This is a genomic window from Mycobacterium sp. (genome assembly GCF_032162105.1).
GTDB lineage: Bacteria > Actinomycetota > Actinomycetes > Mycobacteriales > Mycobacteriaceae > Mycobacterium.
This window is the reverse complement of sequence record NZ_JAVRPS010000120.1, coordinates 23,853-34,204: the sequence shown is the minus strand read 5'-3', so window position 1 is coordinate 34,204 and position 10,352 is coordinate 23,853. Positions and strand designations below refer to the sequence as shown.

At 65.7% G+C, this 10,352-nt stretch carries 10 protein-coding genes and 1 pseudogene; 4 read left to right on the top strand and 7 right to left on the bottom strand.

Features of this window, described 5'->3' with window-relative positions:
* Positions 1 to 215: pseudogene (locus QOC69_RS06065) on the bottom strand (phosphoesterase); the annotation flags it as partial.
* 90 nt (positions 216 to 305) lie between these two features.
* Here QOC69_RS06065 and QOC69_RS06060 point away from each other — a divergent pair.
* On the top strand, positions 306 to 959 hold the full coding sequence (locus QOC69_RS06060; RefSeq protein WP_526437377.1) for a L,D-transpeptidase family protein: 654 nt from the start codon (positions 306 to 308) through the stop codon (positions 957 to 959).
* Positions 960 to 976: 17 nt separating this feature from the next.
* Here QOC69_RS06060 and QOC69_RS06055 read toward each other — a convergent pair whose 3' ends face one another.
* Positions 977 to 1,435 (bottom strand): nuclear transport factor 2 family protein, encoded by a 459-nt coding sequence (locus tag QOC69_RS06055; protein WP_526437375.1) that lies wholly within the window; start codon positions 1,433 to 1,435, stop codon positions 977 to 979.
* Positions 1,436 to 1,834: 399 nt separating this feature from the next.
* Here QOC69_RS06055 and QOC69_RS06050 point away from each other — a divergent pair, with 399 nt between their 5' ends.
* From QOC69_RS06050 to QOC69_RS06040, 3 genes are all read left to right on the top strand, one after another.
* Positions 1,835 to 3,586 (top strand): Hsp70 family protein, encoded by a 1,752-nt coding sequence (locus tag QOC69_RS06050; protein ID WP_526437373.1) that lies wholly within the window; start codon positions 1,835 to 1,837, stop codon positions 3,584 to 3,586.
* A 73-nt stretch (positions 3,587 to 3,659) separates the two neighbouring features.
* Positions 3,660 to 3,941 carry a hypothetical protein gene (locus QOC69_RS06045; protein WP_526437371.1) on the top strand — a complete coding sequence of 94 codons (282 nt, stop codon included), beginning with the start codon at positions 3,660 to 3,662 and terminating at the stop codon, positions 3,939 to 3,941.
* A gap of 1 nt (position 3,942) precedes the next feature.
* A complete protein-coding gene (locus QOC69_RS06040) occupies positions 3,943 to 4,338 on the top strand; it encodes a hypothetical protein (RefSeq protein ID WP_526437369.1) in 396 nt (131 codons plus the stop codon).
* Here QOC69_RS06040 and QOC69_RS06035 read toward each other — a convergent pair whose 3' ends face one another.
* Genes QOC69_RS06035 through QOC69_RS06015 form a run of 5 tightly spaced genes read right to left on the bottom strand, consistent with a single transcriptional unit; the run spans position 4,339 to position 9,993 of the window.
* Positions 4,339 to 5,337: an ABC transporter ATP-binding protein gene (locus tag QOC69_RS06035; RefSeq protein WP_526437368.1), complete on the bottom strand. Its 999-nt coding sequence runs from the start codon at positions 5,335 to 5,337 to the stop codon at positions 4,339 to 4,341.
* The gene (locus tag QOC69_RS06030; RefSeq protein ID WP_526437367.1) at positions 5,334 to 6,335 is read right to left on the bottom strand and encodes an ABC transporter ATP-binding protein; all 1,002 of its coding nucleotides are present in this window, start codon (positions 6,333 to 6,335) and stop codon (positions 5,334 to 5,336) included. The genes QOC69_RS06035 and QOC69_RS06030 overlap by 4 nt, the downstream gene beginning before the upstream one ends.
* Entirely contained in the window at positions 6,332 to 7,294 is a 963-nt protein-coding gene (locus QOC69_RS06025) for an ABC transporter permease (protein WP_526437366.1), read from the bottom strand. The genes QOC69_RS06030 and QOC69_RS06025 overlap by 4 nt, the downstream gene beginning before the upstream one ends.
* A 3-nt stretch (positions 7,295 to 7,297) precedes the next feature.
* Positions 7,298 to 8,290, bottom strand: coding sequence for an ABC transporter permease (locus QOC69_RS06020; RefSeq protein WP_526437387.1), 993 nt, complete (start codon positions 8,288 to 8,290; stop codon positions 7,298 to 7,300).
* A 44-nt stretch (positions 8,291 to 8,334) separates the two neighbouring features.
* Positions 8,335 to 9,993: an ABC transporter substrate-binding protein gene (locus tag QOC69_RS06015; protein WP_526437365.1), complete on the bottom strand. Its 1,659-nt coding sequence runs from the start codon at positions 9,991 to 9,993 to the stop codon at positions 8,335 to 8,337.
* Between the last annotated feature and the right edge of the window lie 359 nt (positions 9,994 to 10,352).

The following is a 10,352-nucleotide window of genomic DNA, read 5'->3' as shown; positions in this document are numbered from 1 at the left end:
GCACCCCGCACCGCCGGGCGGTGCCGTGACGCAAAGAGCAGGGCCGCGATCGCCAACCACAATTTGGAATGGTCCGCCGCCCGCGTCAGGCGCGGCATGACGGCATCGATCAGCGGGCTGGGGGAATCGGCGATCGCCTCGAAGATCTCACGGTCGAGCGTGCCGAGGCCCTGCCCGATCTGTCGGATACCCCGGCGCCGTCGCAGCAATTCCATGGTTCCCAACCTATCCGCCGGACACCCTGTCCAAACCGTGTCTAAACCTTTACTTGACCTAGCGCACGCGGTCTGACGACGATGGAGGGCGTGCGCCGACTGCTGGTTCCGCTATGCGCGACGCTGGTCTGGTTCGCCGCAGCACCGCTCGGTCACGCCGAAGTCACACCGTGGTTCGCCCCGTCCGTTGGCAACGCCACGCAAGTGATTTCCGTTGTCGGGGTGGGTAAGTCGACCGCGAAGGTCGACGTCTACGAGCGCACGGCGGCCGGTTGGCAACCGATCGGCGTCGGCATCCCCGCCCACGTCGGCTCGGCGGGCATGGCGCCCGAGACGCACGACGGTCAGATGCTCACCCCGATGGGCATCTTCACCCTCGACTTCGCATTCGGCACCGCCCCCAACCCCGGCGGCGGTCTGCAGTACGTCCAAGTGGGGAAGAACCACTGGTGGGACGGCGACATGAAGAGCCCCACCTACAACACGATGCAGGTCTGCGAGAAGTCGCAGTGCGCCTTCGACACCGATCCGAGCAGCGGCACGGAGAATCTAGAGATCCCGCAGTACCGGCACGCCGTCGTGATGGGCGTCAACAAGGAACGCGTGCCCGGCAACGGTGGAGCGTTCTTCCTGCACACCACCGACGGTGGCCCCACTGCGGGTTGCGTTTCGGTCGACGACGCCACCATGGTCGAGCTCATCAAATGGCTGCGCCCCGGCGCGCTGATCGCCGTCTCAAAATGAGCGCCGTTTCGAAGTGATCAAAGGTTAACGGCCCGACCGGATTTCACCTTGAAGTCGAGGGCCTTGGTTGACAGCGAGGCATCGTAGGTGCGGTCGTAGCCGGTGGCGCTGATCTTCCAGCCGTCGGCGGTTCGCCGATAGCGGTCGTGATAGAAGCCAGCACCGATCAACATGAAGTCGAACTTCGGGACGATGACCTTGTCCTGCAGGTACCAGATGGCGGTGGCTTCGTCACCGTCGACGTCGATCTCGGGGTGTGTCACCCGGTGCTCGGTGATCACGTCGGCAGGCATCGACTCGCGCATGAACTGGACCAGCGACGCGCGGTCGGTGAAGTGGTGTTCTTCACCGAGGGACTCGCCGTAGTCGCCGATGACGTCGTCTGTCAGCGTGTCGGAGAACTCATCCCAGTGCTTCGTATCGAGCGCGCGCAGGTAGCGGTACTTGACTCGTTTGATGTCGTCGATGTCACCCATGGCGACATTGCAACACGAGCGCCCGCCGGCGCATGGAGTCCGGGTCCGATTTCATTGACAGCTACGTCAAATAGCCATGCGGTTCACCGACTTCTGTACGGGCTATGCGTCGGCTGAGTTCGCTCGTTCACCTGGTGAGGTCGGCGATCCGCCGACGTCATTGGTCCGCTTGATCGACTGGCTACCGCCGTTCATCCTGGTAACGGACGTCGTCGGTGGGTGACCGACGTCCTTTCGGCTTTGCTGGGCGTCGCGCGGACCGCCGTAGGGGCCATCGGTCGTTCGGCGTTGCGGAACATCTGTGCGGCCAAAACCTAGCTGGGAGAACACTGTTCGTCGCGTTTGCCGCGGAGTGTCTGAGCTGCTCGTGGGGTGATTGCCGCTATGGTGTGTTCCGATATGAGCGCCCCGTTGGGGTTGTCGATCGGGACGACCAACCTGGTCGCGGTACGAGTCGGCGATCCACCCCTCACACGGCGATCCATGCTGACCCTGTCCGGCCAGGTGTTGAGTGGTTTCGTCGAACGCGTCGGTGATCCGGTGCCGCTGGTGACCGCCGACGGATCGCCGCACCGCGCAGACGAACTGTTGGTCGAGGCGCTCGACGGCATGGTCGAGCTCGCAGGCGGAACGCCGTCATCGCAGATTGCGGTGGCCGTCCCCGCGCACTGGACCGGAGCCACGCTGCGCGCGCTGCGTGAGGCCATGCGGGCCAAACCGAGGCTTGCGCCCAACGGCGTGCCTGCGCGCCTGGTCTCCGACGCCGTCGCCGCCCTGACCGCGTTGCACGCCAATCCGGGACTACCCGGGCGGGGTGTCGTGGTGTTGTTGGACTTCGGCGGCGGTGGCACCAGCATCACGTTGGCCGATGCCGCGTCGAGCTTCGAACCGATCGAGACGTCGCGGCTGACGGAGTTCTCGGGTGACCAGATCGACCAGGCGCTTCTCGCCCACGTGCTCGACGGCATCGCCGACGCCGACGGGGTCGACCCTGCGGGTACTGCGGCGGTGGGCTCACTGACGGCGCTGCGCAACGAGTGCCGACGGGCCAAGGAGCTGCTGTCCGAGCAGGCGGACACCGACGTCTCGGTCGAGCTGCCAGGACACCGCTCGACGGTGCATGTCACCAGGGCCGAACTCGACGCGCTGATGGATGTGCCGCTTGCCGGGGTGCTGACCGAGTTGGATGATCTGTTGCTGCGCAACCGGATTCCGTCGGCCGACGTGTCGACCGTCGCCGCCGTGGGCGGTGGAGCCAGCATTCCGTTGATTGCCCAACGACTGTCCGGCCACACCCAGGCGCCGGTGGTCGCCACCCCGCAGCCCGCCCTCGACGCCGCCGTGGGCGCGGTGCTCTTCGCGGCCTACGGCGCGGAGTCCGACGCCGCGACCGGGGTGGCGCCTGCCGCGTTGATCCCGCCGGTCGTGCCCGGTGGCGATTCCGCCGTTTCGACCACCTTCCGCCAGCTGGCCTGGTCGCAGGACGACGACTCCTCCGGTGACCCGCTGCCCTATACCGGCGAGGACTACTTGATCGACACCAGCACCACGCGTGCGGTGTCGCAGTACGTCCCGCCGACGGGACCCATCGATGTCGACCAGCCGCGGGCGTGGCAACGCTTGCCCCAATTAGTGTTCGGCCTGGCCGCCGTGGTGGCCCTGGTGGCCGTCGGCGGTGTGGCGATCGCGCTGACGAGCGCTGTGGGCGACTCGAGCCCCACCTCCACCCCTGCGCCGAAGACGGTCCCGGCGACTGCGACGCCGCTGTCGTCGAGTTTGGCGCCACCGCCGCCGCCGCCGCCGAGCACCGAGGTGGTGCAAAGCATCGTGACCGTGACGAGTGAAGCCCCGCCGCCACCGCCCCCGGAGACCGTCACCGTGGAACGGCCGGTGACGACCACCACCACGACGCAGCCCACGACCACGACCACCGCGACGACGTCGCCGACGACCACGACGACTACGACGACTACCACCACGACGACCACGACGCCGACGATGACGACGAGTTACATCACGGTGCCGTTCGTGCCGGTGCCCATCCCGATCCAGGTGCCTGCCAGCCCGGCGCCGGAGTATCAGCCACCGCCCCAGTACCCGCAGTATCCGCAGCAACCGCAATATCCGCAGCAGCCGCAGTTCCCCTACTAAGTGGTTCGTGGACGGCAGCAATATCACAGCTGCGATCCAGCGATTCGTAGACTACGCGGGCCACTATCGGAAAATGGAACAGAGAAACACGCGGTTCAATCGCATGCGCGTGCAGGTGCTCGGACTCATCGGCATCGGCGCTCTTGCCGCACTGGCGGTGCTCGGCATTGCCTATGGTGGAAGCCACTTCGGTGCCGGAAGCGCACTGGCGGGTTCGGGTGATGCACCCGCGAACACGACCTACGTCCAGCCCACGGTCGTCGGTGCCACGATGGGGGCCACGGCCACGTGGACGACACCGTCGCTGACAGTCCCCACCGGGAAGGCCGTTCCTGCGGTCAAGGCCGGGGGCTGACATGGCGCACCAAAGGCTCGGCACGGCGCTCGTCCTGTCCGCTACCTCGGCGATGCTGCTGCTCAGCAGCGGTGTCGCGCAGGCCGGATCATCACCCAACGTGGTTGGTCAGAAGTACAGCGACGCCACCTCGGCGATCAGCGGCGCCGGCCTACATCCCGTGGTGTCGACAGTCGTCGGCGACCAGAAGGCCTGGCCCGACTGCCTCGTCGCCAGCCAGTCGGACAGGACCGTTCCTCCGCCGGAGAACAGTTCCGGGTCCGCGACCAACGAAGTGCTCGTCTCCCTGAACTGCTATTCGGCTGAAGCGTCGGCGAAGGCGCCAGGCTATTCGGCGGCCAGCCCCGAGGGGAAGGCTATCGCGGCGGCCGCGAAGGCGGCCAATTCGTCGGGCTGATCAGGTCCGCTCGACCAGGTTCCGCGGATGGTGGCAGGCGGCGATGTGTCCCGGCGCGAGTTCGCGTAGTTCGGGGTCGTCGGTGCGGCACTCGTCGGTCATCCACGGGCAGCGGGTGTGGAAGCGGCAGCCCGGCGGTGGATCGATGGGGCTGGGCGGGTCGCCCTCGAGGATGAGCCGTTCGCGGCTCGCGTTGAGCTTCGGATCGGGGATCGGCACCGCGGACAGCAGCGCGGTCGAGTACGGATGCAGTGGCTGCTGGTAAAGAGCTGCGGCACGGGCACTTTCGACGATCTTGCCGAGGTACATCACCGCCACCCGATCCGAGACGTGGCGGACCACGCCGAGGTCGTGGGCGACGAACAGGTAGGACAGCCCGAACTCGTCCTGAAGGTCCTTGAGCAGGTTGACGATCTGCGCCTGCACGGAGACGTCGAGTGCGGAAACCGGCTCGTCGGCGATGATCAGCTTGGGCCGCAGCGCAAGGGCCCTGGCGATGCCGATGCGCTGGCGCTGACCGCCGGAGAACTCGTGCGGGAAGCGGTCGGCGTGTTCGGGGGGAAGTCCGACCCGGTCGAGCAGGTCCTTCACGCGCGCATTCGTGTCGCGGCCACCGGACAGGCCGTGCAACTCCATCGGCTCGCCGATGATCTGGCTCACCCGCTTGCGCGGATTCAGCGACGCGTACGGATCCTGGAAGATCATCTGCATCTGGCGGCGCACCGGCCGGAGCTGGCGCCGATTCCGTCCGACGAGTTCCTCGCCGTCGAACCGCACCGAACCCGACGTTGGCGCCGTCAGCTGCAGGATGGCCCGGCACAGCGTCGACTTCCCGCAGCCGGATTCACCTACCAGGCCGAGCGTTTCGCCTTCAGCGAGGGTGAGACTCACGCCGTCCACTGCGCGTACCCGGCCGACCTCGCGGTCGATGAGGATGCCCGACTTGATCGGGAAGTGCTTGACGAGGTCGGTTACCTCGAGCAGCGTGTCGCCCTTCACGGCGCCACAGGCTTGCGTAGGCCGATCCGGCCGTCGACCTCGCGGAGGCGGCGTTTCTCGTCGAGTTCGAGCCAGCAGCGGTCGCGGTCCAGCTGTGGCGGCTCCGCGCACTTGTCGAACTCGTGCGGGCAACGCGGGGCGAACCGACAGCCGGTCGGCGGGTTGAGCAGGGACGGCGGTTGACCCAGGATCTGGGCCAGGCGTTCGGGATTCGGCCGGTCCAACCGGGCCAGCGACCCCAGCAGTCCCCACGTGTAGGGGTGCAGCGGGTCGTAGAACAACTCGTCGAGCGTCGCTTCCTCGACGATCTGGCCCGCGTACATCACCGCCACCCGATCGGCGATCTCGGCGACGACGCCGAGGTCGTGGGTGATCAGCACCACCGCGAGGCCTCGTTCCCTATTCAGTTGGTCGAGTAGCCGCAGAATCTGCGCCTGGACGGTGACGTCGAGGGCGGTGGTCGGCTCGTCGGCGATGAGCACGTCGGGATCCAGTGACAACGCCATGGCGATCATCACGCGTTGCCGCATGCCGCCTGAGAACTCGTGCGGGTAATCATGCACTCGGCGTTCGGGATTCGGGATTCCCACCGACCTGAGCAGGTCGACCGCGCGCTCGCGGGCCTCGCGCTTGGACACGTCGCGGTGCGCCCGGATCATCTCGATCATCTGGTCGCCCACTCGGTAGACCGGATTCAGCGACGTCATCGGGTCCTGGAAGATCATCGCGATCCGCTCGCCCCGCACACTCCGCAACCCGTCGTCGTCGAGACTGGTGAGTTCGGCACCGTCGAACCGCACCGAGCCGGAGATGGTCGTGTTCGGTGCGCGCGTCAGTCCGATCAATGTCTGAGCGGTCACGCTCTTGCCCGAACCCGATTCGCCGACGATCGCCAGGATCTCGCCCGCGGCGAGCCCGAACGAGACACCCGCGACCGCGCGGACCACCCCGCCGTCGGTGGCGAAGCTGACGGTCAGGTCGTTGACCTCGAGAATCATGCCGGTGCCGCCTCTCCGAGCCGGATCCGCGGATCGAGGAACGCGTACAGGACGTCGACGATCGTGTTGAACAGCACGATGAAGAACGCGCCGAACATCGTCACACCCATCAGCGGCGGCAAGTCGAGGCTACCGATCGCCTGGCCGGCGTAGAGCCCGACTCCGTTGAGGTTGAACACCGTTTCGGTGAGGATGGCTCCGCCGCCGACCACCGCACCGAAGTCGAGGCCGAAGAGCGTCACGATCGGGATCATCGAGTTGCGCAGCACGTGGCGCAACCGCACCTGACGCTCGCCGATGCCCTTGGCCCGCGCGGTCCTGACGTAGTCCTCGTTCATCACGTCGAGCATGTTGGAGCGCAGCACGCGGCTGTAGAAGCCGACGAACAGCACCGCCAACGTGATCCACGGCAGGATCAGGTGATACAGCCAGTCCAGGGGATCCTTGGTCAACGGCACGTAGCTGCTCGTCGGGAACAGCTGGGCCTTGTAGCTCAGGTAATACAGCAGGATCGCGGCAAGCCAGAACACCGGCATCGAGATTCCGGTCAACGACAGGATCGTCAGCGCACGGTCGGTGAACTTGCCGGAGTGGACGGCGGACAGGTAGCCGAAGATGACGGCCAAGGTCATCCACAGCACCGCGGCGCCGATGCACAGCGACAGCGTCGCAGGCAGGCCCTTCCAGATCTGTTCGGTGACGTTCTGCGAGCTGGCATACGACGTGAGCTGGCCGGTGAGGATCTTCCTCATCATGGTCAGGTACTGCACCGGCAGCGGTTGGTCCAGACCGAGATCGGCGGTCACCCTGGCGATGAGCGCCGGGTTGGCGTTCTTGCCTGCGATTCGCTGGGCGGGATCGGAGTTCGGGATCACGTTGAAGATCAGGAAGACGACCACCGAGATCGCGAACAGGACCGCGATCATTCCGAATACCCGCCGGGCGGCGAAGCGAAGCATGCCCTAGTGCTCCAGCCTGATCTTGGCCCGTGGGTCGAGCGCATCGCGGAGCCCGTCGCCGAACACGTTGAGCGACAACACGGTGAGCACGATCAGCAGGCCGGGCACGATCGTCAGATGTGGTGCGGTGTAGATGGTTTGGTAACCGTCGGCGATCATCGTGCCCCACGACGCGTTGGGTGCCCGCACGCCGGCACCGAGGAAGGACAGCGACGACTCGAGCAGCATGTTGTTGGCGATGTTGAGTGTGAAGAAGACGATGATCGTCGACACCACGTTGGGCAGCAGTTCGGAGAACATGATCCGCAGGGATCCCTTGCCCTGGGCGACGGCGGCTTCGACGAACTCCTTCTCGCGCAGCGCCAGGATCTCGCCGCGGATCGGGCGGGCCATGTACGGCACGTACACCAAGCCGATGATCAGGATGGGGATCCACAGCGAGTCACCGGCGACGACGAGCGCACCGATCTTGAGCCCGCCCAGCGCGAGGGCGGTGCCGAGCGCGATGCCGAGCAGCAGGACGGGAAAGGCCCACACCACGTCCATCACGCGCGACAGCACCGCGTCGATCCAGCCTCGGTAGTAACCGCACAGCAGGCCGACGAGCACCGCGAGCACCGTGGTGACGAGTGCCGCGACCACCCCGATGTAGATCGAGGTGCGTCCGCCGTAGAGCAATCGCACCATCACGTCGCGGCCGTTCTGGTCGGCGCCGAGCAGATACCGGCCGTGCAGTCCCGGCCCCAGCGGCGTGCCGTCAGGGGAGACGACGTACGTCTCCTGCCCGTCGATGAGGATCTTATCGGTGATGTGGTTCTCGTTCGGTCCGGTGTGCGCGACGTTGTCCGCCCACAGGGGCGCCGCCAGGCAGGCGACCACGATCAGCAGGAACAGCACGCCGAACGCGAGCCCAACCCGGTTGCGGCGTAACCGCAACCAGGCGAGGTACCAGGGACTTCGCCCCCGAATCTCCTCGGCCGCCACGCCGGTTGGCATCAGTGGTTCGCCGGGGGCCTCCAGCTCGCCGATCGACCCAACCATTACTTGAGCGACAAGGCCGAGTAGTCCTGGCTGAACAAGATATGGCGATACGCCTTGTCGAAGTCGATCCGATTCGACACGAACGTGGTGTATTCCTCATTGCCGTACGGCGCCCAGACCGCCTGCTCCATGTACGACTTGTCGAGTGCCGCGTACTGCTCCGTGACGCCACCGTCGCCGATGAGCTGCTTGAGCAAGTCGTTCTGCTTGGCGTCGAGGCCCGGGATCGCGACCTTCGAGAAGTTGTTGCTGTTGGTCGGCAGGATGTTCTTGCCGTTCAGCAGCGGACGGAAGAAGTCGTCGGGGTGCGGGAAGTCCTGGAACCAGTCCGCGAAACCCGTGTCCAGATCCGGCGTCGACTGGTTGCCGATCGTCGTCCAGTACACGTCGCCGGCGATGACCTTCAGCGTGGCATTGAAGCCCAGCTGCGTGAGCAGGTCGTGGTAGTACTCACCGATCCGCTTGCGGTCCGGCTCGTCGTCGGTCCAGACGGTGATGTCCTTGTCGGTCGGGTTCGCTTCGGCGATCAGCGCTTTCGCCTTGTTCAGGTCAGGTCCCGGATAGAGCTTGTACTCCTCGTAGCCAGGCATGCCCGGTGGCAGGATCTGCTGCGTCGGGTGCAGACGGCCGCCGAACACCCGGTTGAGCGCCTCGGGGTCGATCGCATAGTTGACCGCCTGGCGGACCTTGAGGTCGTTGAACGGCGCGGTCTGGGTGTTCATGAAGAAGTAATAGGTGTTGATCGACTTCTCCATGCGGAAGCGGTCGCCGAACTTCGCCTTGACCTCGGGCAGCCGGTCGGCGTCCGGCGGATCGTGCATGAAGTCGATGGTGTTCTGTTCGATGCCGGTCACCTGGGCGCTGTTGCTCTTGTTCTGGGTGACGGTGATCTTGTCCACCTGAGCCTCGGGCAGATTGCTGGCACCGGCGTCGGTCAGCGTCTTGAACTGGGGGTTGCGCTCCAAGGTCAGGCTGCGGGGCGCGTCGACAGCGGAGATCTTGAACGCCCCGCTGGACGGCGGCGGCGAGTTGGTCGCGTCCTTGTCCAGCGGCGTGGTCGGGGGAACGGGCGCAGAGAACGGCAGCGCGAGCAGGTCGTTGAACGTTCCGCTGGGTTCGGTCAACTGGATCGTGATGTCACCGGTGTTGTCGTCGGTGGTGATGCCGGCGATCTTGTCGGCCTTGCCGTCGGCGTAATCCGTGGCGCCCACGATGGGTTCGAAGAACACCGAGCCACCGGAGTCGGCCTTGAACAGCCGCTGGATTGCGTAGGTGAAGTCGGACGCCTTGATCGGCGTGCCGTCGGAGTACTTCATGTTGGACCGAAGGGTCAGCTTGTAGGTCTTGCCGTCCTGCGAGACCTGGGGCATGTCCTTGGCCAAGCCGGGGACGATTTCGGCGCCGGCATCGTCCTTCGCGTGCTTGTAGGTGAGCAGCGGGGTGTAGACGTTGTACAACGTCTCCCATCCCTCGGTCGTATAGGACAGCTGCGGATCGACGTAGTCGGGGAACGACGTCAACGTGACGTTGATCTCGCCGCCGCCGCCACCGCCGCCACCGCCGCCTCCGCCACTGTTGGAGCCGCCGCACGCGGTCACTCCGAATGCGGTCAGTGCGGTGACGGCGGCAACCGTCACCGCCTTGCGCAACATGCTCATCTGGGTCCCCTTGATCTCTGTCCGGCCGATGTCCATAACCTGTACGCCACCTGTCGGGTCCGCATTGCATCTTTTCCGAAATACGGCGGATGGCAAGTCGGAGTCTCAGGAATCGGCGCGTCGTCGCACCCCCTGGCCTGCGAATTCCCAGGACGCGGTGGCCCTCCCGTGGACGGGTTTTCGCACGTGCACCGTTGCTGTGAGGGCCGATCCGCGCCGATTGCATACAGGTTCGAACCGGAATTCTTACTGTTGCAGAGCCAATACACCGGAAAATTGACACAAGCGCAGATGGTCGGCCGAGGTAGCGGGCGGCGAGCCTGCGCCACGCCCAAAAAAGTTTTCAGAAAAAGTGTGCG

Excerpts from the sequence above, each read along its gene's own strand:
- QOC69_RS06050 (WP_526437373.1), top strand. The coding sequence starts at position 1,835 with ATGAGCGCCCCGTTGGGGTTGTCGATCGGGACGACCAACCTGGTCGCG.
- QOC69_RS06055 (WP_526437375.1), bottom strand. The coding sequence starts at position 1,435 with ATGGGTGACATCGACGACATCAAACGAGTCAAGTACCGCTACCTGCGC.
- QOC69_RS06020 (WP_526437387.1), bottom strand. The coding sequence starts at position 8,290 with ATGCCAACCGGCGTGGCGGCCGAGGAGATTCGGGGGCGAAGTCCCTGG.
- QOC69_RS06045 (WP_526437371.1), top strand. The coding sequence starts at position 3,660 with ATGGAACAGAGAAACACGCGGTTCAATCGCATGCGCGTGCAGGTGCTC.
- QOC69_RS06030 (WP_526437367.1), bottom strand. The coding sequence starts at position 6,335 with ATGATTCTCGAGGTCAACGACCTGACCGTCAGCTTCGCCACCGACGGC.
- QOC69_RS06040 (WP_526437369.1), top strand. The coding sequence starts at position 3,943 with ATGGCGCACCAAAGGCTCGGCACGGCGCTCGTCCTGTCCGCTACCTCG.
- QOC69_RS06015 (WP_526437365.1), bottom strand. The coding sequence starts at position 9,993 with ATGAGCATGTTGCGCAAGGCGGTGACGGTTGCCGCCGTCACCGCACTG.
- QOC69_RS06025 (WP_526437366.1), bottom strand. The coding sequence starts at position 7,294 with ATGCTTCGCTTCGCCGCCCGGCGGGTATTCGGAATGATCGCGGTCCTG.